Origin of the sequence: Hyphomicrobium sp. B1, from assembly GCF_049532635.1 — a bacterium.
Taxonomy (GTDB): domain Bacteria; phylum Pseudomonadota; class Alphaproteobacteria; order Rhizobiales; family Hyphomicrobiaceae; genus Hyphomicrobium_B.
In genome coordinates this window covers 837028-859084 of sequence record NZ_CP134871.1, presented here as the reverse complement: position 1 = coordinate 859084, position 22057 = coordinate 837028, and the positions used below count along the sequence as shown (strand labels likewise).

Sequence of the window (22057 nt, the reverse complement as noted above, 5' to 3'; positions counted from 1 at the left end):
AACCTGCACGCAGATGTACCTGACGCCGACCGAACTTGAACGGCTCACCATCTTTACGGCGGCAGAGCTTGCGCGAAAGCGTCTCGCAAAGGGGCTGTTGCTCAACTATCCGGAAGCCGTGGCACTCATATCTGACGAAATTCTTGAAGGCGCGCGCGAGGGGCGGAGCGTTGCGGAAATGATGTCGCTCGGTTCACGGGTGCTGACGCAAAGCCAAGTCATGGCGGGTGTTCCGGCAATGTTGCCGATGCTGCAGGTTGAGGCAACGTTTCGTGACGGCACCAAGCTCGTCACCATTCATGAGCCGCTCCGTCCCACCGCCGACACTGCCACGCAGGACGATCACGAGCCTGGGGCTATTATTGCTGAAGAAGGCGATGTCGAACTCAATGCCGGACGTCGCAAGATCACGTTGCAGGTGGTGAATACAGGCGATCGGCCCATTCAGATCGGCTCTCACTATCATTTTTTTGAGTCCAACAGCGCTCTGGAGTTCGATCGGGCCGCGTCATTCGGAATGCACCTCGATATCGCCGCCGGAACTGCAGTGCGCTTCGAACCGGGACAGGACAAGATCGTCTCGCTCACGGAGTTCGGCGGCAACCAGAAGCTTTCCGGACTTAATGGACTTTCTGACGGCCTCGCCAACGATCCCGCAGCGAAAGCGGAGGCGATAGCGCGTGCGCGCGATCTGAAGTTCCGCGGCAGCTGAGAATAAGGAGACATCCGTTGGCAACTTTATCGCGCCGCGACTATGCCGCCATGTACGGTCCCACACTTGGTGATGGAGTGAGGCTCGGTGATACCTCGTTAATCGCGGTCATCGAAAAAGACCACGCCGTCTACGGCGACGAATGTCTGCACGGCGGCGGAAAAACCCTGCGAGACGGCATTGGTCTCGCGGCCGGCGTGACGAGTCGCGAAGGCGCTCTCGACTTCCTCTTATGCAACGTCACCGTGATCGATGCCGTGCTCGGTATCGTGAAAGGCGATCTCGGCATCAAAGACGGTAGGATCGTCGGAATCGGGAAGGCGGGAAATCCCGACATCATGGACGGTGTCGATCCGCGGCTTGTCGTGTCGGCCGCAACGACCGTCCGCGATTGTGAAGGACTGATCGCGACCGCAGGCGCTATCGACGTCCATGTTCACTTCGATAGCGCACAGCTGTGTGAGCATGCAATTGCGTCCGGTATCACCACGATGCTCGGCGGTTCGTTGGGGCCGATCACCGTTGGTATCGACTGCGGCGGTCCATTTAACGTCGGAAAAATGCTGCAGGCAGCCGAGCACTGGCCGATCAATTTCGGCTTTCTTGGACGTGGTAATTCGCACAAACCCGCGTCTCTCGTCGAGCAGATCGAGACGGGATGCCTCGGCCTGAAGTTGCACGAAGACTGGGGCAGCATGCCTGCCGCTATCGACACGTGCTTGCGCGTTGCCGATGAGTTGGATTTCCCGGTCCAGATACACACCGACACGCTCAACGAGTCCGGCTATCTCGAAAACACGTTGGCGGCCATCGGCGGACGCACGATCCATATGTACCATACCGAAGGCGCAGGAGGAGGCCATGCTCCGGACATCATTCAGGTTGCGGGCGTTCCCTGGTGTCTGCCCTCGTCGACCAATCCGACGAACCCGTACACGGTGAATACGTTCGACGAACATCTCGATATGACGATGGTGTGCCATCACCTCAATCCGGCAATTCCGGAGGATGTGGCTTTCGCCGAAAGCCGGATTCGTGCGCAGACGATAGCTGCCGAAGATATTCTGCACGACATTGGCGCCATTTCGATGCTCGGCTCTGACAGTCAGGGCATGGGGCGTATCAACGAGGTCATTTGCCGGACGTGGCAGCTCGCCGACAAAATGAAGCGGCAGCGTGGCCGCTTGCCCGAAGAACAGACACGTTTCGGAGACAACGAGCGCATCAAGCGGTACATCGCCAAATATACGATCAACGCGGCCCGCACGTTTGGAATCGCGGAGCACATAGGCTCGCTGGAAGATCGCAAGATGGCCGACATCGTCGTCTGGCATCCGGCATTTTTCGGTATTAAGCCTGAGCTCATCATCAAAGGCGGATTCATCGCGTGGGGCACCATGGGCGACAGCGCGGCCTCTCTGATGACCTGCGAGCCGCGCATGCTGCGGCCGCAATGGGGCGCATTCGGGCGCGCAAGCAAGGCTTTGTCGGCATGCTTCGTCAACCCATTGGCGATCGACGACGGCATCGCCGAGAGGCTCGATTTGCAGAAGCCATTGCTTGCGTCCCGTGGAACGCGAGACCTCTCAAAGAAGGATATGGTGCGCAACGATGCGTGCCCCGATATCCGTGTTGATCCGCAGACGTTTGAAGTTTTTGTCGACGGCAAGTTGGCGACGTGTGAGCCGGCGCATGAATTGCCTCTAGCGCAGCGCTATATGTTGAGGTGATGTCATGGATGCTAGCCACTCATTTACCGCTGTTCAGATGTCTCGCGCGGGTGCCGCGCGTGTTGGCATCGGCGGTCCGGTCGGATCGGGAAAGACTGCTCTCATCGAGCGGCTTATTCCGGCATTCGCCAAACGTGGCATTTCTCTCGCCATCGTGACCAACGATCTCGTCACGGCTGAGGACGCCAACCGGATTCGTCGTTCTGGCCTTATCGATCCCGCACGCGTCGCGGCGGTGGAAGCGGGAGCATGTCCACATACGGTGATCCGCGAAGATCCGACACTCAACATCGCCGCGGCTGACGAACTAGAAGCCAAGTTTCCCGATGTCGAACTCATTCTGATCGAAAGTGGCGGCGATAATCTTGCATCGACATTCTCCCTCGATCTCGTCGATTGGTGGATCTTTGTCATCGACGTCGCCGGAGGTGACGACATCCCACGCAAAAACGGGCCGGGCGTGCTGAAGTCCGATTTGTTGATCATCAACAAGATCGATCTCGCGCCATACGTCGGTGTCGATCTCGCGCGCATGGAACACGAAGCGACTGCGGCTCGCTGGGGCCGTGCGCCGATTCTCACCAATTGTAGGAAAGAGGATGGAATTGAACCGATCGTCGACCGCATTTTCTCAGAAGTACTGTTGCGATGAATATCGGATGGCCAACGCTGCGCCGCGGGGCGACAGATGGTCTGCCGCTATCTGGAAGGTTCGATCTTGAGTTTATCCGCCACGGTGGTCGCACATCGATAAGCCGCCAATTCGTTTCGTATCCGTTTCATCTCGCACGGCCATTTGCACTCGATCCGCTCATTCCACAGCTGATGACCGTCTATCAGCAGTCGTCTTCCGGCGGTCTTTATCGCGCCGAAGAGCTTGAAAGTCGTATTATGGTCAGGCGCGGCGCCGCAGCGCATATCACGACACAGGCGGCAACGATCATCCATGACTGTCAAGGACAGCCCGCCAAACAGAGGGTTGACGTTGTCGTGGAAGACAACGGCTTTCTGGCTCTCACCCCCGACCCGTTTATCCTTTTTCCGGGAGCGTCCTGCATCAACATATTGAATGTGATTTTGTCACCGCAGGCAGTTGTTATGCTGACGGATGCGTTCACGCAGCACGATCCGAAGGCCACTTTGGATCCGTTCGATGCCTATGTGTCAAATTTGAGTATCTGGGACGGCAACAGAAGATTGCTGGTTCGCGATGCTCAACGCATTCGTGGTGAGGAATTGGCGTCGCCCCATTCTCCGATGGGCCAGTGGCGTTTTGCATCAAACTTCATGTTCTTGGGACATCCGGAGCGCTTGCCCTCGAAGGACGCTCTTCAGCGCTGGGCGGCAGCCATAGAACATGCGGCAGTCGGAGTAAGCGAGTTGCCCAACAATGTCGGATGGGGCATCCGCTGTCTCGCTCACGATGCGGTTGCCGCTCGAAAAATCGCCGATCAACTATTTTCGATTGGTGTTCGCTCCGCTCTCGGGAGTGATCCCGCTGCGCGGCGAAAGTGACGTACGCCAGTTCGAGAAGGGATAGTAGATCAACGCCGCAAGTAGTAGGCGGACTTTGTTCAGGAGTGGCGCGCCCGAAAGGATTCGAACCTCTGACCCCCAGATTCGTAGTCTGTTTAGCGCCAAAAGACTTGAACGGACACGAGATGACAAGACGCTGGTATCACATGCATTTTTAACTGTCAGTAGACGACACAATGACTCGCTGGTATGGTTGCTAGTGGTTGCTATCAGGTAGCTACTAGGGCGGGGACGCAAACCATGTCGGCGGGAAAACTCATCACCAAAGCGGTGGTCGACAAGCTCGAAAAGGGCTCTGTCGTTTGGGATAAAGAGGTGCGGGGGTTCGGCGCCCGGCGCCAGCTTCGCGACGTCATTTACGTCCTTAAGTATCGAGCCGACCGCAAGCAGCGGTTCATTACGATCGGAAAGCACGGCGCGCCATGGACGCCGGACACCGCCAGAAAAGAGGCACGCAGGCTCCTCGGAGCGATCCACGCGGGCGATGATCCCGCCGTGAAGCGTGACCGGCTAAAGCGTGAGCCCACCGTCGCCGCTGTGCTCGATCGCTATTTGAGCGAGCACGTTGCCGCCCATAACAAACCGTCGACGGCTGCGGAAGCGAAGCGACAGGTTGAAAAAAATATCAAACCGGCGCTTGGCGATATTCGCATCAGTTTGCTTACGCGCGCGGAAATAAAGAACTGGCACGGCACATTTGCCGAAGCACGGCCCTACGAAGGCAACAGAGCCCTTGCGTACCTGCGCAAAGCGCTGTCGCTGGCATGGAAGGATTGGGAACTTCGCAACGACAATCCGGCGCTCGGCGTCAAAATGTTTCGGGAGCATCAGCGCGAGCGCTTCTATTCCGACGAGGAACTTAGCGAAATCGGCAAAGCGTTGTCGCAGATCGAAAGCGAGGGGCTACATCAACCCGGCGCCATCACGGCTATTCGGCTTTTGGCGCTCACAGGAATGCGCCTTTCGGAAGTGCTCGGGGTCCGTTGGGCGTGGATCGATTTTCAGGCGGGCTGCATTCGATTGCCGGACGCTAAGGCTGGTGCTCGCGTCGTTCCATTGGGTGGGCCGGCGCTCGTCTACCTTTCATCGTTAGAGCGCAATGGCGATTTTGTTTGCCCCGGCGTTGACGCCGAAAAACCTCTAAGCCTCAAAACTTTCCGGCGCTTTTGGTCCGAACTTAAACAGCGCTGGGCGCTCGTATCGCTCGAAAACAAAGGCGCCGTCCTGCCCGGCGCCGTCCGAGCTTTCCGGCTGCTCGGGCTCACTGAGTTAGAGCAAGATGCCGTTTTAGCGCTGCGTTGGTCGTCGATAAATTTGCAGGCGGCCACCGTCGAAGTCGTAAGCAGGAATGGGCCCGCCGAAGTGATCGAACTCAGCGACGCGGCTTTTGCCTATTTGGCCTGCGTAGAGCGGACAGGCGAGTACGTCTGCTTCGGGGAAGGCTCCGCACCCGTCGACCGCAGGGCCTACGATAATTTCCGCAAGCTGCATCAAGAGCGGTTGGATGCGCTCGATGGCCGTCCGCACGATTTCCGGCACACAGTCGGCACATTTACCGCGGAGACAGGCGCCAATGCATTCAAGGTGCGCGATATTCTAGGCCACCGCACTATGGCGATGACGGGCCGATACGTCAGCAAGGTCGTCGACCCACTGCGTAAGACCGCTGATGAGGTATCAGGCCGTGTCGAGGCCGCGTTGAACGGCTCCGCGACCGCCGAAGTATTTCAGCTCCGACGGCAATCGTAACGCATGGGCCGGCAGCCCAAAGTTGACGTCGCGCCAGTATTTGATTGCCGTATTCGTGACGACTATTTTAACATCGCGGATGTGCGTGCCCTTGCTGACGAGCTGGGAATGCGGTTTGTTTCAGCGGAGCACGGCGAGCGCGCTGCCGATCTGCTTACGCAATTAGCTCGCGATTTTGTGGTTGAAAGTGCCGAACGACCGCAGATTACGGAAGGCTTAGAGGGCGAATGGGCAAGGGACGTTCGTGCATCCGCTGAGCGCCTGTTAGCGCTGTTCGATCTTGCCGAAGATAAATCCGAAAACGCATTCGCTCGCTCTTGCCATCGATACTCTCGAATATTTCTCGACGCGTCTGCTGCAAACTCCGAGTGCGACCAGCTTCCCTTTCGCAATGCGCTGCGTGGGCTTCAGCAATTCATCATGATCGCCGATCTTGTTGAGGCCCGAACAAAAGATCGCGCGGGGCGATTTCGGCCGGGGCTAGAAAACCTCGTCGCCGGCCTTATCGATGCGTTCCACTATTGCTTTGATCTAGCCAAAATCCGCGGACGGCGGAGGCGTGAAAAGCTCGCCCGTTTTACGGAAGCATATTGTTGGGCTCTTTCCGGCAAGCTCGTGTGCGGCGATCTTCGACTTGCGAAGCTTCTCGCAAATTGGGGGCTGCCCTGGCCGAACTCCCCGCCTACCGAACTAGATGAGAGTCGAAATGCCGCATATCGCGCTTATCGCCCGCCGCAGCGGTGACGAGAAATCAACGCGAGTTGTCGGCGTTGATATGGCGTCAACGAAATGCGCCATTAGGTTCGATTTGTTCTCATATATGTGGACGTCATATCCACGAAATCGATTGGTGGCGGCACTATTGCAATGCGGATTGGCGATAGGTTCAGCGCGATAATTTATTTTTGCCTACTATTGACCCGAATGGCGGCCCGCTGATAGGGCGCGATTATGTCAATACATACATTTTTCGCGCAATTGGGAGCCAAATCATGCCTATTTCGAAGCTAAATCAACGCCCTAATTCCGGTGCATTCGCGTTGCCTGCCGCAGAGCATTTCCTTACTCCGGATCAGGCGGCCGCCCTCATCGGGCTTAGTCCGCGCACCATGGCGAGGTTTCGTCTCAGTGGGACCGGCCCTCGCTACTCTCGCGTTGGGCGACGCGTTCGTTACACGCGAGCCGATATCAACGCTTGGGTTGAGTCGAGGAAGTTTGGAAGCACCAGCGAGGAAGATATTTCGCGGCGGGCCTAGCTCTATGACCTGCGCAAAAGAAAAACCCGGCTGGTCGAAACAGACGGGTTTCTAAAATGGTGCATCGGGACATTCGATAAAGTTTTGTATCACAGCGCGGTAATTCGCGCGAGTATAAATTAAATCCCTTTGCGCCTCCCGGATAAAAGAGGTGCAGCTTATGTCGACATTTATAAACACCACTACGATCTTTTCGGCCGATGAGGCTGAAGGGCATTATTCCGATTGGTTTACGGAGTTTTGTCTTTCAATCGCTAGTGGCTTTTTGGGGTCTATCGGCGCGGCTCAAGATATGAACCGGTTGCCGCCTAGGCCGCCGCTGTTTCGGGATGATGACTTAGGGGCGTATCGGTCCGCGGCCATCTCGGACAAAGAGTGGTTCGAAGCCAATCCCACAAAGCTATTTCGGATAAGGGGCTCGTCGAGCGGGGTGGCGTGCGCAGCTGGGCTAAAAAACATGCCATCCGGTTGGGTCGCGGGTTTGCTGTCACATCGTTGCGATCGTCTTAGCGCTCGGATTTTCACTGTTCGTGCAGAAGATATTCCGATCATCAATTCGCTGTGCGACGATGACTTATATTGGCTGTGGTGTGCTTTGCGAGCGCCCGCGCGATATCGGGGAGCGTGCGGCGTTCAAGTGGTTGCTGGCAACTATGCCGGGGGGAAGCTATGACACACCCCAGCCGTACAACAGCGGTGCTCGCTCCGGATTTGAAAGAGACGCATAGATTTCTTGCGCTGCTAGACCCGAGCACAGAGACTTTCACTTTTCAGACCTTTGCCGATCGGAAGTCCGCTAACACTGGGGCGCTAGCTCGCGTTTTTCATGGCACGCTGGCGCAACATTTCGAAGCCTTAGCGCAACTCAATCGTCAAGGCGCCGGTGTCTTCGTCACGGTCAACAAGACCGACGGCAAAGGCCGGAAAGCAAGCAACATCACTGCCGTTCGCGCTGTGTGGCATGAGGACGATATCGGCGCCCCGTTAGCGTTCCATTGCCGCCCGTCTCTCATTGTTGAAAGCTCGCCCGGTAAGCGGCACCGCTATTGGTTTGTCGACGGTCTGGGCGCTGACGAGCATCGCGGCGTCGAAGAACTTATGGACGTCGTATATGGCTCTGATCCAAACGCCAAAGATGTTTCGCGCGTGCTTCGTTTGCCCGGATTTCTGCACTCTAAAGGCGATCCATTTGTCACGCGCATCGTAGAGGCAACAGGTAGACGTTACGCCCGAGCCGAAATTCTCGCGGCGTTCCCTCCAATAACGCCGGTATCCGCAAAGCCCCAAGCCCAATCAGCTAACCCGGTGCTTATCGATATCGCCACTAGCGATCCGTTGAACGATGCCTACGCCGTCAAGGCCTTAAAACTCGAATGCGAAACCCTTGCAGGTATTGGCCGCGGTGGCCGTAACGACGCGCTCAACAAATCGGCGGTCAAGCTAGGCGGCTTTATTCCGCATCGGCTTGCGCGATCGGAAGTCGAGGCAGAATTGTTTGCGGCGTGCGTGGATAATGGGCTTGTTGCCGAGGGCGAAGACGCCGTTTGGCGAACCATGCGGTCGGGCCTTGAGCATGGGATGAGGACGCCGCGGCTTGAACATATGCCAGGTGCGAGTGCGGAAGAATTGGAGCCCGAGGTACACCGGCTGGCGAATTTATCGGCCTTGGCATACGCCAAAGAACGCAAAGCAGCAGCGAAGACACTTGGTGTCGGTGTCGCGGCGCTCGACACGGCGGTTAATGCAAAGCGAAAAGAACTTGAAGCGCAATCGGCCACCGTTGACTTTCTGCCGCCTACAGAACTTTGGCCTGTACCCGTCGAAGGGCAAGCGCTTATGGCCGAGTTGCTATCCATTATTCAGAGGCACATCGTTCTGCCGGAGCTAGCGCCGGAAGCGATTGCGCTTTGGATTATGCACGCGCACGCTCACGACGCCGCAATGATCTCACCGCTGCTCGCGTTTGAAAGTCCGGAAAAAAGGTGCGGCAAAACCACGGCCATGAGCATTGTCGCGGAGCTGGTGCCGAAGGCATTGGCGACGTCGAATATTACATCGGCCGCGTTGTTTCGTGCGATCGATAAATATCAACCGACGTTGCTCATAGACGAAGCTGACACGTTTCTACCGGATAACGATGACCTCAGAGGCGTGCTGAACTCCGGGCATAATCGCAAGCAAGCTCGCACGCTTCGTTGTGTCGACGATACCAACGACCCGAAGCCGTTCTCCACTTGGGCGCCTAAGGCTATTGCCCTAATCGGCGAGCTGCCGGACACATTGCAGGACCGGGCCGTTGCTGTCCGTCTTCGCAGAAAATCTCCCGACGAAACGGTAGGAAAGTTCAGACAGGATCGCGTCGGCGAATTTGAGGTGCTTCGCTCCAAAGCCGCACGGTGGGCCTCCGACCACCTCGAAAGTCTCGCCGCCCGCGATCCCGTCGACCCGGCGGGCTTGAACGACAGGGCGTGCGATAACTGGCGGGCCTTGCTGGCGGTGGCCGACGAGGTAGGCGGCGAATGGTCAGCTCGGGCCCGAGAAACCGCCGTAGCACTATCAGGCTTCGAAAGGGAGGCCGAACGCGACCCGACCGACGGCGTTCAACTGTTGACGGATATTCGGACCATTTTTAGCGACGGGGGGCAGGACCGCCTTACACCGGTATCACTTCTTTTTTCACTCTGCGAATTACCGGACGGTGTCTGGGCGGATTGGCGGTTCGGAAAATCCATCACCGATAAATGGGTCGCAAAATTATTAAAGCCCTTCGGAATTAAATCCCGGAGAAATAATTCGCAGCGCTATTATTCGAGGGTGGATTTCGAAGATGCGTGGCGCCGATATCTTCCTCTCTAGCCTGCTAGGGGGTTTGGAAGCGTCACCAGCGTCACTTTCTTTTATAATCAACAGGTTAGCACCATTTTGGAAGCGTCACCGGTTGGGCTTTGGTGACGCTTCTGAACGACACTAAGTCTCTGATATTACTGCAAAGTGACGCTGGTGACGCTTCTAAACCCGGAAAGCCGCTAAGGGGAAAGATTTTTAGGACTAGAAAATATAAAAACTCGACCGGGAAATTCGGAAAATAAAAAACGCCCTGTGTGGTGCCAGGGCGCTTTGGGTAAAAGGACAGGCGGAAATTGGTGCATTTCCGACTATTCAACTACCGCTCTAATGGTCCAGGCCCTTGGTAGCTCTGCGGGGCCCGGTTGGTAGCGTCGAGAAATTATATATGCGATTTGTTTGAATATTCCCATAATTATTTCTGAGCAGTGGTTGCGGAATCAATTCGTCTAATTCTCGGCTCAATTACTGAAATCGAATTGCGTGCTATATTCGAATTGAGTGGGCGTAAATGAAACGGCCCCCGGCGCTGCTAGGAACAGCACCGAAGGCCTAGGCCAACACCCTGTGGACAAGGTGCCAACCATGACTGAAGATCATACGCGGGCGCTCGCCCGCCTTCTAGCCTACGCCGCTGCGTTATCCCTGGTCGGTGTTTCGATCGCGATGAATGTGCAGGCCGGACTTGCTAAGTCGGAATTTCTTTCGGGACAGATCACATGGGCGGCGGCAAGCGTCGCCTCTGACGTCCTCAAAGCCGTATCGCCGCTTCTGATCGTCTGGGCAATCGCTCGCCGCGATGTTGGACCAGCCATAGCCGGCGCGTTTGTTCTTTCGGTGACGGCGGGCTACTCGCTCACGTCGGCGCTTTCCTATAGCCACGGCAGCGTGGCGGACGCTAGCAGCAACAGAGCAGCGCAAAGCGGAGCATATGAGCGGGCAGCACGCCAATACGACAGCGCCGAAGCGGCTTTGCGCAAGTTAGCCCCTTCACGTTCTGTTGCCGAGCTTGACGCAAAGATCGCGGCGCTTTTTGTCGATCCACTCGTTGACGCTTGCCGTGAGATTAATGGGCCGGTGACACAGCGCGTGTGCCCGAAAGTTGCGGAGCTTCGCGCCGAGCGTGCGATCGCCGAAGAAAAGGCAAAGCTTCAAACCGAGCTGCGATCCGCACAGGCTAAGCTTGACGCACTGCCCCCACCGAAAGTGGCGGACCCGGCAACGGATGCGGTGGTCAGTGTATGGCGCTTGATCGGTGAACCGCCCACCTCGGAAACGGTGTCGCTGTGGCTAAGCCTTTCCGGCGTGCTCCTAGTCGAAGTGGGAAGCATATTCGGTTTACTTCTCGCTTCAGGTGTGGACGTGGCGTCCACAAAACCCGATGACGTTCCGTCGGCTGTCAACAATGTTCCGCGAAATGAAGATGGCGCGCAGGAGCCGCCTGCCGATACGGAGCCCGAGCAAGATCAAGAGAATTTAGACGATCGAGTTGAAGCGCACGAAGTTGAAACCCAGTCGACGGTGAGCGCGCAGAAACGCAAACGCGGCAGGCCTGCTCGCGAAACTGTAACGTCGCTCGAAAAGCTGAAAGCAATCGCCCGTAATGGCAAGGTGTCTGCAACTCATTCAGCGCTGGCGAATGTACTTGGCGTCTCGAAAACCACGGCGCAACGGCAGCTCCGTAGTCTCGAAAAGAGCGGTGCGGTGAGGCTCACTGCCGGCCGTCGCGGAACCCTGATTAGGTTGATGTGACGTCAATGCTTGCGCAGGTGTGGACGTGGCATCCCCGCTTTTGTCGATGCTGCATCCACAATCGGCGTTGTCATGGACGCATGTTCAATATCAGAAATGAGCGGGGACAACTTGCGACGGTCCATCCGCGCTATCTGAAACAAGGTTATCGTTTCGCAGGGAGGTGGGGGCATGCGGAACATTTTTATTTTAGCGACTATTGGCTTGGCTTCGTGCGCGGCAGGAGGAGAAACCCAAATCTATACGGGCGGGCTAATCGGTCAGCGGGTAGTTGGAAACGAGGCCTATGTTACGATTTTTAATGTCTGGAATGAAATGGACGCGTTGCCGTTAGCCGATCAGCATTGCGCAAAATATAACAAAGTGGCGAAATTCAACAGGATGGAAAGCGTTCGAGCCATTTTTGATTGCGTAGCTCGAACGCAGTCAGCTTCTCGATAGTGCGGCTTTAACGCCGCGCTTCCGTTGGAGTAGTATCCGCAGCGGCGCGATGTGCGGATGAGAAATCAATACTGGAGCCTGTCCATCAATCCTTGCCTGACAGTCACCGCGGCTCCGCGTGCCGCAAGCCCTGCGATTGATTTTGTATCGAACTTCATGCGGTAGCGCAGAGGTAAGCCGTCTTTGTTGACATGTTCGATGCCGAGAAATTTATTGTCGGAAAGCATCACCTCGTATTGGTTGCCTCCGACGTGCACGAACTTGCCTTCGACGGCAATCATAAACGGCGACACTTGGCGGCCGTAGGCGTCGACCGGTGCGTCGCCTGATACCGACAATCCAACTAGATCAGTTTGGGTTAGATTGTCTATCGCGTCGTCCATTTGCTCGGACGTCACGCCCTTGGGCAAAACAGTTGCGGTACGATTTACCACACCGAGGCGCCCGCCGAGCGTGGCGTTAACGGCCTCGGCATATTTCGCGTCGTCGCGAGTGCCGTCGCGCGTCGAAAACTTTTGCACGTAATACGCGTCAGCGGCGGCCTTCATCGCGGCGCGGGTCTTTGGGTCTGCGCCGTCGAGCGCCGAGCCCACCGCGTTATCGAATACGCGCTGCGTGCCGCCGTTCTCATTGCTGCCGAGCCAATCCTTTGCGCCCCTGTCCTGCGTAATCCGGCGCTGCCCGCGGATAATGTCCTCGGCAACTTGCGCCTCAGCACCGCCCTGCGCGAACAGCCCGGCGAGGTGCGCCGATATTTCGCTCTGCTCGCCAATCTGGCGCGCTGCACCCTCCGTTGCTCGGCCGCCAAACTGCCCGAGTTCTTTGAGCGCAGCGACAGCGTCGTCTACCGAGCCTTCCTCAATGCGCTTTTTGTAGCTCGCCACTTCGTCATTCGTGAGCGGCTTCGGGTACGGCAGCTTGTAATAATCTTCAAGGTGGATCGCTTGTCGACCGCGCGCCGCGTAGCTCTGAGCATCCGTCAATGCTGCGGGGGCTAGCGCTCCGTTCTTAGCGGCGTATGTCATAGGGTCGCCGTGGTCTTTCGCGAGCCCGGCCATTTCATCGGATACAGTCTGGTATGCCTTTACACGCTCGCGGGCGAGCTGATCGACGCCGTTATTGAAGCTGCCGGTTATGTCGTAATAGACGTCGGACACGGTTTTTGGCGAGCCGTCTTTGTTGAAGAAAACGGACTTATTGGACGCCAGCGCTTGCGGCGTGACCACATCCGCGGCGGCTGCGTTCGGCTGCTGCTGAAAGGCTCGAATGAAACCGATAGCGCCGCCCGAGCCGAGAAAGTGCGCCATGTAAAGCTCGGCGTCGTTAGGATCGCGGCCGAGCGCTGCGGTCAAAGACTTTTTGTTCGCCATCGTGAAATCGGCGAACACGAGCGCTGCAACTTTCGGGTCGGAGCGCATGGCGAGCAGCGCTTGGCGGTTCTGTCCTGCTATGTCGATGCCGTACTTTTTCGCCGTGCCCGCTAGCGTATCCAACCACGTTTGCTCGGTGAATTGGTACGGCCCGCGTGCCGTCGACGTCGGGTTGGCGAAATCGAAATTCAAGCCGCCAGTCTTCGCGGGCTTTCCGTCGGCGCCGTTCCGGTCGATGCGTTCCGATGCCTGCCCCGCCTTGAAACCGCGCTTCAAAAGCGTGTTCATGACTTCAGGGCTTAGGCGCGACCACCCACCGAATTGATCCGTAGAGTTAAATGACCCCGGAACCGCCTTGCGAAAATCAACGTGCAGATGGTCGTCATACTCTGCGAAGCCAGTAAAGCCCGCCTGCACGAGCGCGTCAGCGAGACGGCCTTTGTCCTCGGGCTTCATACTCGAAACGTCGATATCGAGCGCGTTGCCGGCCGCCGACTTGGCCGCGAGCTTCGCGCCGAATATCTCGCCCGCCACGGCCGCCGCGTCCCGTATCGCGGGGCGGCTGTCGGGCAGCTCGGGTGTAAACTCCGGCTTGCCTCGGCGCAGCTTTGCGATTTCGCCGCCGCTTTCGCGGATCATTGTGCGCGCAGCATAGTCGGGCGAGATTGCGCCGCCTGTCGCCTGCGTCACGAGGTTGACGGATTGGTTCAACTCCGCGGGCAGGCCGGGGTAATTCGGCGAACCGCTACGGCCGGGTAGCCCGGCCTCTTGCGCAAGCGCGTCGTCGACGGCGCCTTTCGGCAAGGTACGAGCGTTGCTCAATGCTCGCTGTCGAGCGCGTAGCATATGCCAATCATTTATGATGGTCGGGTTCGCTGCGCCTTCCACGACTTTATCAGCACTTGAAAGCTCGGCAGGGTCGATGCGGTCCCCCGCTTCCATACGGGATTTAAGGCTATCGAGGCTAGAACGTGCTGCGGCGTTGGCTTGCTCGCCTATCGCGCTCTTGAATGTGCGTGCTCTATCGAGCAATTCGGTTGTGTCTTTCGGGTCTAGCCTTGTTCCGAATTTCGGGTCGGCCAGCTCGGTCAAAACGCCATCGACGTCGGCCGCGGATTTCGAGGAACGCAAACGGCCGTTGAAATAATCGTTGGTGGTCTTCTGAATAAAATCGCGTTTGAACTCATCGCGGATATCAGATGGCAGGCCCGGCGCCGCGCCCATCGGTGCCAGCTTGTCGATAAGATCGACGCCGTTCTGAATAGCGCTTTCGTATCTCGTCGGGTCTAATGCCACCGTGTTCTGTAACGTAGAAAGCGTATCTTGCGCGCTGTTCCTCACGAACTGCGAGGAAGCTTCGGCCTCGAAGCCCAATGCTCTTGCATACATGCTCGTCTTTAGATTTTCGACTTTTGCTCTTGCGGCTTGTCGCGTTCCATCGCTTGCGCCGTCAAAAGTCTTCGCGGCCAAATCGTCGAACTTGCCTTTGATATCGTCGGCAAAGCCTTTTCCGCCCGGCGCAGCGTTCTGCTTTTCGTCAAAGAACTGTTTCGTCGCGGCCTGCTCCAATTTTGCACTGAGCAAGTCGGCTTGGATCGCGTCAGAGCGTGCAGCCTGATCGGCGGCGAGCGTCGAAGTTTTTTGGATTGAACCGCCGAGGCCTTGCAGGGCGGCGCCTACTTGGCCGCCGAAGTCCTCGGCGCTGGCGCGGACATTCAACGGGCCGGGAAGCGAGGATTGTGCGGATTGGCTGACTTGATATTCCCGAATGCGGGGCATGTTGAAAATCCTTTGTTGGGGGAGCTCGCACGACGCAACGCGCCTAAGAATTGGGAGATCAAAGGTTTGAAAAAGCCGCGGCCGTTAGCAAGTGGCTTCGTCGCCGGATGTGTCCGCGGTGTTGCGACGTGGACTCATGGACCGCAAATCCATGTTGCGGATCGCCGTTGATGTGGCGTCCACATGGGTCGGGCTTGGCGAAGCGCCGACAGGCCAAGCTGTTGACGAGGTGTCAACGCTTTGGGGCTTTGCGGATGTCCGATCATCAGCAGGATGAGTGGAAATTTCGCGCGGCTCGAAAGCTCGGCGCTTATGGCGGGGGCAATAAAGGCTGCCGTTTTCAGTCTCGTCGCCGCAACAGCCAAACCCTGCATCACGCGGATCGCCGATCGGCCACCCACATTGACCGGGCTCGCGATCGAGAAACGATACGCGCACGACGTCGTCGGCGTAAGTGGCCTCTGGCGTGGGTGCAACCGGCGAATAGGTGCCGTCGGTCTTGACGAATGCACGGTGAGGGCTCGGGGGCGCGTGCCTTTTCCGGCGCGGCTCCGAGGAGCCACAAACGCTTCGAACGCCACGGCGTCGACGAATTAATTTAAGCCGGTGGGCTTTGCTGACCACCATGCTTTTTGTGACGGGCTTTCCGAGAATTTTTGCCAGATGGTCTGCGATGGCGTCGGCCGGTAGCCCGTCGCCGTCCCATTTATCGCGAAGTATCTGCACCGTTTCGGTGTTCCACATGCTGTCCGCTCCAAGGCGAATAGGCCGGGCGAACGTGTGCTGGCGCGGAGTGGCGCAAAGGTTAGCCCGGCGATTTTGGGAAATCGACGAGGGCAGGAGGGGCTAACCGGCTAGCGGGGCTTTGGCCTCGTCACCTCCGGTTTATATCTGATTTGAGCGGATGACGTCCAGATTTTCAAAAATCAGAAAGCGGCGCGTGTGGACGTGGCGTCAACGTTTTTGGTGGGCATGGATTTGGCATCAATACCTCTCGCGGCATCACGGAAAATAATTTGGGGCTGTATAGAAAGATAGTTCCCGCGTGCGGGCCGGCTTCGCGGCTCACTCGCCATCACATGAAATTACAAAATCTGCTGAAAAATAATTACGCGCCGCAAAGCCGTCGCGCCGTAATTCTTTACGCCCTGTCGGCTTGCAGCATCGGCCGTAAAGGCGACGAGGCTTTGCGCTACTCAAAATCAAACTAAGCTAGGCCGTCGATGCAGTCGGGCTTTGTTTATTAGCCGGGGGCCACTCCGAGCCGAAGCCAGACTGATCCAGGCTTTTGTGGAACTCTGTGCAAGCCGTTTCGAGATTTGTGCCGCCGATGACCTTCGAATAAATACTATCTGTGAAGTACTCCAATCTGCGTGCATCGGAATCTGAAACTTCGGCGATACCTCGGTGAACAAGGTCAGATCGCGTAGTGTAGAGTGATTTAATATCTTGGAATATATCTTGGCGGTCCTTCGGGGATAGCGCCAAAATTGTTCCCGTTCGGCGCGCTACCGTATCAACAACGGGTGCCGTTACACTGTCCGCGGACAGTAAAGCTTCAATCGCAGTGAACGCTAATAGAAAGCGTTCGGCGGGGTCCACGGATTGCCGGGCCCGAGCCATCCAGTGGAGACCACGCGCGACGCGTTCCCCGATGCTCTTATTTTTTGGTTCGAATATTAGGGCTACCGAAGCTTGAAATTCTTTTTCCGAAAGTCGATCGGCGATATTCTTGTCGATCTCGTAGCGACGAGACAATTCTAGCCCGCCCCACGAAATTCCATTTTCTCTCTTTCTGATGTGCGCGCGTTCCATTTGAGGTGCCACGAAAGGATCAGGCTCGGTCGAACCGTAAGGGGGCAACCCAGGCGTGATGGGTGCCTTAAGGCTAACGAGACGGATCAAAGACAACGAGATGTTGACCATTCGCTTCGCCAAGTACTCACCTCGGCGCGCAGTCGCCCGCAAATCTACCTCCCAGCATATTGGCGTGAGAGAAGCTGTTATTTTTCCATCTTTCAAGCTGCCTTGTCCGCCGTCCGTGACTATCCGAAGAGGAACGTCGGACGCGGCGAACTCGGCGGCGATGTCATTAGACATTCTGATTCTGACGGGACCGATGGTAGCGGATGTAATCGGCTCGACGAGCCTTACAGCGTAGTTATTTGTTATGAATGTCGTGCTTTTGAGAGCTTCTTCTAGCAGCCCGGCGAAGGACTTGAACCTGTCGTCGGCATCTATCCCCGGTTCTTTCATAACCTCCCAGGCCGCATCCTGAATGTCTTTTTCGTGCGCGATGGAGGCGCCCAAGAGCTTAATACATTGTTTTGTCAGCGCGATGAGCTGGGCTGTCACTTTGTAATCGTAGGCAAATGCATTGCCCCCGACGATGGATACGCTCTTACCAGCCTTCAGCGCAGAAGGTATTTCGTCCGTAGTGCCCGCACGGGACGCGTCCGCATCGGCAAAAAAGTTTTTTGCCGACTCGCGAGCTTCTTGGTTTCCTAAAATTTTTTGCGCTGCGGCTGCCATACTCGGAACCTTCTCTTTTTGGCGATAGATCGACGGGGAAAACCTGCAAGGTCGGAGGATATTTCGCGCGATCTCCAATATTCTTCGGCACATGACAGAAGCACCTGCATCGTACAAGAAATTTCGGAAAGTAATTTCCGAGCTGAGCTTCGAGGATAGTTTCGCAGCGACTTGGGCTTTTTCGCAAGCGAAGCAGTTGCGAAATTTCAGCTTTCCTACCGACGTTGAACGGCATCCTAGCTTTATGGAGGATGGGCCAAGGCAGCCCTATCCATGGCAATTGGAAACGGTTTTGAGGGAGGTGGTTCTTCGAGGGGCCGACGTTTCGGTTAAAGGAAAAAGCCTGAAGAAATGGACCGATTTAGCAAACGCCGTTAATGCGCTTCGTGCCCTTGAGGATGCAATCCATGAGCCTATTTTAGGTGCCGATAACGTGCTACTCGAAATGCTTCGCGTTGGCCACCAGCAGTTTCTCTGGCAGCAGCTTCCAAACCGGGCAATGACGGCGCGTTATTATAGAATTTTTAAAGACCCAGAGATCGATGCGCTGTGCGAAAAAACGACGAGGCTTTCCGTCCATAAGATATACGCGATCGGGTCCGCGCTTTGGGGACACTATTCGTCAAAAGCGTTTCTGAAGCTTCCTTGGAGCAGTCGCAACAGTGTCATCACTAACGAGGATATCGTCGCATTTATCGAGCTTTGCGGGATCGAAGTCTACGAGTTGCGGCAGATCATCCGGGCATCCCACAAATTGGATGATACATTCCCTTACGATAATCGTTTTGTCAGAGCTTGGCCGCTGATCAGTTTTCGCAAATGCGGCGAGGAAATTTTGGCGTGCCCTCTGCCAACACTTTTATTCTGGCGATTTACCTCGGGGCTTTACTACGATCTCACTTGCAATGATGCTTTTTTCAACGCTTTCGGTGCGTCCTTTCAAAGATACGTCGGCGACGTTTTTGCACGCGCGTTGGCTGGCACATCACTGGAAGCGAGGGCGGAAGAAAAGTACGGGACAAAAAAGAAGCCGAAGGATACCGTGGACTGGACTGTTCTGGGCGCAGACGCGGCTGTGTTTGTAGAGTGTAAGTCTAAGCGGCTTTCAATCGACGCAAAGACAAACTTGGTTTCAAGGGAAGCCTTGGAGCGAGATTTAGGGATTTTAGCGGACGCCATTTGTCAGACGTACAAAACGATCGCCGAATACAAAGCGGATCGATACCCGACATTGCGTTTTGATGAGAACCGTAAAATATATCCCGTCGTCGTTACCTTGGAGAATTGGTTTCCGCACGGGCAGCTCGTCGCTGACGAAATTGAGCGGCAGCTTAAAATCAAACTCGACGAGGCCAACATCCCGCGTGACGTCCTCGTAGAAATGCCGTACGTACTCGCATCGTGCGACGAGGTAGAAGAAGTAGCGCAGATCATTGCGCAGGTTGGGATCAGAACGTTTTTCGAGCGTCGTCAGGACGAGAGATATCGCGGCTGGCTGCTCGACAGTTTTATCTCCGATGCCTTCGGTGATGAGCGCCGGGTCGCCGTAAATTTATTTGCAGAAACATACGACGAAATTTTGCAACCTTTCCTGTCCGCGGCTTAGCGGCGGATGCCGGTGCAAATTTCGGCAGTAGACGCGCAAAATCTAAGGTGAGTGTGGCTTCGTCGGTGGGGGCTGTTCGCTCGGTATCTTCAACTTTGCCTCCCGCTGAATGTTAAGCAGGAGGCTCAATAGGTACATGGCGTTCGGGGCGTCCATCCACAGCATTGTCAACTTGCCGTCGAGGTCAGTGGTTTGCAGCGAAACTAGTTCGTCGGACCTGTACTTTGATCCTTGAAGCATAGCGCCCTGTACGCCCCGCAATCCGCCCGCGGGCGGAAACATCGTGAGAAAAGAATTGCGATTGTACTGCTCGGCAAAATCTGCGGGGATATCCCACCCCTTCTTTTGTTCGGTCATGGCCAAGTCCCTTCGTCCGCGGACGGAGCCATGTGTAGCTGAGTCGTAGGGCTGCATGCCGACGTCATTTCAAATGCGCGGACCACGAAAAATAATCGTCTAAGAAATTTTTCAAAATTTTTGTCCGCCATCATGCGCAAAAGACGCGCGGTCGCATTCGGGCCCCCACCCCCGTCATGCACGAAAAGGCCGGTTGTGGATGAAACTGGAAAAATCCCGCCAGGGCTTGGGCAGGCTCACGGTCTTGCGCGTGCTATCGCCGCCGAATGGAATGCATTGATCGCAACGGGATGCGCAGCGAGAGGGCGGAACGGAGCGCAAAAGAGTGGCCTCGGAAAACTCGACGGCTGATTTTTCAACGGGCGAAGGCCGATGCCAATGCGTGTGGCGATCAAACAGTGCACCGGCCCCGAAACGCCTCAACACCGCAGAGCCTACACGCAACGTCGGCGATCCGGCGCCATCCGATGGCGGCGTAAATACCGATAGACGGACAAGCCAAGCGCACGAGCAAATCGCATCGGCAGCCACTCGGCGCCGAGCCCGAAATTTTCCATCGCGCTGTTGCTAATTGGTTGCTAGTCGAAAATCGACCAAATCAGAAAATCAACTAAGTCATTGATTTTGCTGGCGCGCCCGAAAGGATTCGAACCTCTGACCCCCAGATTCGTAGTCTGGTGCTCTATCCAGCTGAGCTACGGGCGCTTTTTTCGTTGCGATTGGGGCCGGATGCCCATCCGGCCGTAAGGCCGGGCGACGAAGGAACCCTCTCTAGTGGCTCACGGCGGCGAGCGCAAGACCCCTCTTTCACAAGCATCGTGACGTCTCGCCGCGCTTGCGCGTGAAGGGCTGATCTCCGGCTTGCTCAGTCGACAGGTCGGTCCGGCAACTCGATGCGAAAGCGGGCGCCGATTTCGCTGTCGACGAGCGTCAGGCTGCCGCCGTGGGCCTGTACAAGCTCCGCCGCGATGGCGAGCCCGAGGCCGGTGCCGCCCTTCTTCGTCGAAGCCTGAAAGGCCTTGAAAAGGTTCTCGCGTGCCTTCTGCGGCACGCCTGCGCCGTTATCCATCACATCGATAATGACCTTGCGGCTCTCGCGGTGGGCGATGACGCGCACCTCGCCATCCGTTTTGCCATCGATACTCTCGATGGCCTGCACAGCGTTGCGGATGAGGTTCGAGAGGACGCGGAACAGGTGCTCGTGGTCCGCATCAATCAGGAGTGCAGGGTCGATGTCGGTCGTGAAAGCGACGGTGCCTTCCCGCGGCAGACCCTGGCTGTCGGCTACCTCGTCGATGAGCGGTTTCAGCGGCATCAGTTCGCGCCGGGGCGCGGCCTCCGATACGCCGCCGAACTTGAGCGACGAATTGCAGAACTGAATGGCGCGGTCGAGCGAGGCGATCAGCTTCGGCACGAAGCGCTGCACGGTCGGATCGGGAATGGCGACGAGGCGATCGGAGATCAGCTGCGCGTTTGCCAGCATATTGCGGAGATCGTGGTTGATCTTCGAGACGGCCATGCCGAGTTGCGCGAGGCGGTTCTTTTGTACGAGCAAGCTCGAAAGCTGGCGCTGCATGCTTGCGAGTTCGCGCTCGGCAACCCCGATTTCATCGCGGCGGCCGGTGTCGGGCATGATGCGGCTTTGGTCTTCGGGGTTCTCCGAAAAGTGCAGCATGTTGGTCGTGATCTGCGTCAGCGGCTTCACGAACAGGCGGCTCAGCGCGAAATAGACGACGACGGCCGTCAGCAGCGAAAGGATAATCGAGAGCCACAGGATGTTCATGCCGTAGCGGATCATCGCGGCTTTCAGCGGCGCTTCGGGAATGACGATCTCGATCAGGCTATTGTTGTCGGGGCCGCTGTGGCCGATGACGCGGATGGTGCGATCGTTCGATAGCAGGGTCGTCACGGCGTCGCGCGCCTGCTCGATGTGCGTCGACAGGCTTTGCCAGAAGGAATTGGATTCGGGCGGCAGGTAATAAACGTAGTCGATCGAAAGGTCGCCGTCGGGCGGATAGACAAGACGGCGTTCGTTGACGGTGCGCGAGGCGATCGCCTTCACTTGTGCAGTTCGGAGAAGGTCGGCGCGCAGAGCCGAAGGGATTTGACCTCCTGGGAACGCATCCGATGCCAGTGCTGCAAGCTGGGCGGCCGTCAGGCGTTCCTGCAGCCAGGTCACGCGATAGCTCGATATCGATGGCAAGAAGATCAGGGCTTCGGCGACCAAAACGAAGATGGCCGTCAGCAGAATGAGTTTGGTCGGGAGGCCACGGCTTTCCCAGAAGCGCGCCACGGCACGCCACGGCGCCATGAAGACGGAAGCCGCTCCCTTGGCGTCCTTGTTGTTTTTATCGTCGCCGTTGAAAATTGCGCGCTGCACTGGACCGAGCATC

The 22057-nt window shown here is 56.8% G+C and carries 15 protein-coding genes, 2 tRNA genes and 1 pseudogene; 12 read left to right on the top strand and 6 right to left on the bottom strand.

Annotation, left to right across the window (positions count from 1 at the left end):
• Positions 1–13 precede the first annotated feature (13 nt).
• Genes RLW55_RS04150 through RLW55_RS04135 form a run of 4 tightly spaced genes read left to right on the top strand, consistent with a single transcriptional unit; the run spans position 14 to position 3957 of the window.
• Positions 14–712: an urease subunit gamma gene (locus RLW55_RS04150; RefSeq protein ID WP_423415671.1), complete on the top strand. Its 699-nt coding sequence runs from the start codon at positions 14–16 to the stop codon at positions 710–712.
• A gap of 17 nt (positions 713–729) precedes the next feature.
• On the top strand, positions 730–2442 hold the full coding sequence (gene ureC / locus RLW55_RS04145; RefSeq protein ID WP_423415670.1) for an urease subunit alpha: 1713 nt from the start codon (positions 730–732) through the stop codon (positions 2440–2442).
• A 4-nt stretch (positions 2443–2446) separates the two neighbouring features.
• The gene (gene ureG / locus RLW55_RS04140; protein ID WP_423415669.1) at positions 2447–3094 is read left to right on the top strand and encodes an urease accessory protein UreG; all 648 of its coding nucleotides are present in this window, start codon (positions 2447–2449) and stop codon (positions 3092–3094) included.
• The gene (locus RLW55_RS04135; protein ID WP_423415668.1) at positions 3091–3957 is read left to right on the top strand and encodes an urease accessory protein UreD; all 867 of its coding nucleotides are present in this window, start codon (positions 3091–3093) and stop codon (positions 3955–3957) included. The genes ureG and RLW55_RS04135 overlap by 4 nt, the downstream gene beginning before the upstream one ends.
• Positions 3958–4023: 66 nt before the next feature.
• Here the strand turns inward: RLW55_RS04135 and RLW55_RS04130 are convergent.
• Positions 4024–4100, bottom strand: a tRNA-OTHER gene (locus RLW55_RS04130).
• A gap of 118 nt (positions 4101–4218) precedes the next feature.
• Between RLW55_RS04130 and RLW55_RS04125 the strand changes: the two genes are divergently transcribed.
• From RLW55_RS04125 to RLW55_RS04095, 7 genes and pseudogenes are all read left to right on the top strand, one after another.
• Positions 4219–5727: a site-specific integrase gene (locus RLW55_RS04125; RefSeq protein ID WP_423415667.1), complete on the top strand. Its 1509-nt coding sequence runs from the start codon at positions 4219–4221 to the stop codon at positions 5725–5727.
• A 3-nt stretch (positions 5728–5730) separates the two neighbouring features.
• Positions 5731–6471 (top strand): hypothetical protein, encoded by a 741-nt coding sequence (locus RLW55_RS04120; protein WP_423415666.1) that lies wholly within the window; start codon positions 5731–5733, stop codon positions 6469–6471.
• 248 nt (positions 6472–6719) lie between these two features.
• On the top strand, positions 6720–6983 hold the full coding sequence (locus RLW55_RS04115; RefSeq protein WP_423415665.1) for a helix-turn-helix transcriptional regulator: 264 nt from the start codon (positions 6720–6722) through the stop codon (positions 6981–6983).
• A gap of 669 nt (positions 6984–7652) precedes the next feature.
• Positions 7653–8219 (top strand): annotated as a pseudogene (locus tag RLW55_RS04110) (DNA-primase RepB domain-containing protein); the annotation flags it as partial.
• Positions 8220–8819: 600 nt separating this feature from the next.
• Positions 8820–9839 carry a DUF3631 domain-containing protein gene (locus tag RLW55_RS04105; protein ID WP_423416376.1) on the top strand — a complete coding sequence of 340 codons (1020 nt, stop codon included), beginning with the start codon at positions 8820–8822 and terminating at the stop codon, positions 9837–9839.
• Positions 9840–10412: 573 nt separating this feature from the next.
• Positions 10413–11579 carry a hypothetical protein gene (locus RLW55_RS04100; protein ID WP_423415664.1) on the top strand — a complete coding sequence of 389 codons (1167 nt, stop codon included), beginning with the start codon at positions 10413–10415 and terminating at the stop codon, positions 11577–11579.
• Positions 11580–11750: 171 nt separating this feature from the next.
• On the top strand, positions 11751–12020 hold the full coding sequence (locus RLW55_RS04095; RefSeq protein WP_423415663.1) for a hypothetical protein: 270 nt from the start codon (positions 11751–11753) through the stop codon (positions 12018–12020).
• 65 nt (positions 12021–12085) lie between these two features.
• Here RLW55_RS04095 and RLW55_RS04090 read toward each other — a convergent pair whose 3' ends face one another.
• The 3 genes from RLW55_RS04090 to RLW55_RS04080 form a co-directional block, all read right to left on the bottom strand.
• Positions 12086–15169 (bottom strand): hypothetical protein, encoded by a 3084-nt coding sequence (locus RLW55_RS04090; RefSeq protein WP_423415662.1) that lies wholly within the window; start codon positions 15167–15169, stop codon positions 12086–12088.
• Between the two features lie 84 nt (positions 15170–15253).
• Complete coding sequence (locus tag RLW55_RS04085; RefSeq protein ID WP_423415661.1) at positions 15254–15913, bottom strand: GcrA family cell cycle regulator; 660 nt, start codon at positions 15911–15913, stop codon at positions 15254–15256.
• Positions 15914–16381: 468 nt separating this feature from the next.
• On the bottom strand, positions 16382–17701 hold the full coding sequence (locus tag RLW55_RS04080; protein WP_423415660.1) for a hypothetical protein: 1320 nt from the start codon (positions 17699–17701) through the stop codon (positions 16382–16384).
• A 91-nt stretch (positions 17702–17792) separates the two neighbouring features.
• Between RLW55_RS04080 and RLW55_RS04075 the strand changes: the two genes are divergently transcribed.
• A complete protein-coding gene (locus RLW55_RS04075) occupies positions 17793–19307 on the top strand; it encodes a hypothetical protein (protein WP_423415659.1) in 1515 nt (504 codons plus the stop codon).
• 985 nt (positions 19308–20292) lie between these two features.
• Here the strand turns inward: RLW55_RS04075 and RLW55_RS04070 are convergent.
• Positions 20293–20369 (bottom strand) — tRNA-Arg (locus RLW55_RS04070).
• A gap of 160 nt (positions 20370–20529) precedes the next feature.
• Complete coding sequence (locus RLW55_RS04065) at positions 20530–22044, bottom strand: sensor histidine kinase (RefSeq protein ID WP_409561756.1); 1515 nt, start codon at positions 22042–22044, stop codon at positions 20530–20532.
• Positions 22045–22057: the final 13 nt, after the last annotated feature.

Coding starts and splice junctions, on each gene's coding strand:
- RLW55_RS04090 (WP_423415662.1), bottom strand. CDS start 15,169: ATGCCCCGCATTCGGGAATATCAAGTCAGCCAATCCGCACAATCCTCG.
- RLW55_RS04135 (WP_423415668.1), top strand. CDS start 3,091: ATGAATATCGGATGGCCAACGCTGCGCCGCGGGGCGACAGATGGTCTG.
- RLW55_RS04125 (WP_423415667.1), top strand. CDS start 4,219: ATGTCGGCGGGAAAACTCATCACCAAAGCGGTGGTCGACAAGCTCGAA.
- RLW55_RS04150 (WP_423415671.1), top strand. CDS start 14: ATGTACCTGACGCCGACCGAACTTGAACGGCTCACCATCTTTACGGCG.
- RLW55_RS04075 (WP_423415659.1), top strand. CDS start 17,793: ATGACAGAAGCACCTGCATCGTACAAGAAATTTCGGAAAGTAATTTCC.
- RLW55_RS04085 (WP_423415661.1), bottom strand. CDS start 15,913: ATGTGGAACACCGAAACGGTGCAGATACTTCGCGATAAATGGGACGGC.
- RLW55_RS04120 (WP_423415666.1), top strand. CDS start 5,731: ATGGGCCGGCAGCCCAAAGTTGACGTCGCGCCAGTATTTGATTGCCGT.
- RLW55_RS04095 (WP_423415663.1), top strand. CDS start 11,751: ATGCGGAACATTTTTATTTTAGCGACTATTGGCTTGGCTTCGTGCGCG.
- ureG (WP_423415669.1), top strand. CDS start 2,447: ATGGATGCTAGCCACTCATTTACCGCTGTTCAGATGTCTCGCGCGGGT.
- RLW55_RS04100 (WP_423415664.1), top strand. CDS start 10,413: ATGACTGAAGATCATACGCGGGCGCTCGCCCGCCTTCTAGCCTACGCC.
- RLW55_RS04115 (WP_423415665.1), top strand. CDS start 6,720: ATGCCTATTTCGAAGCTAAATCAACGCCCTAATTCCGGTGCATTCGCG.
- RLW55_RS04105 (WP_423416376.1), top strand. CDS start 8,820: ATGGCCGAGTTGCTATCCATTATTCAGAGGCACATCGTTCTGCCGGAG.
- RLW55_RS04080 (WP_423415660.1), bottom strand. CDS start 17,701: ATGGCAGCCGCAGCGCAAAAAATTTTAGGAAACCAAGAAGCTCGCGAG.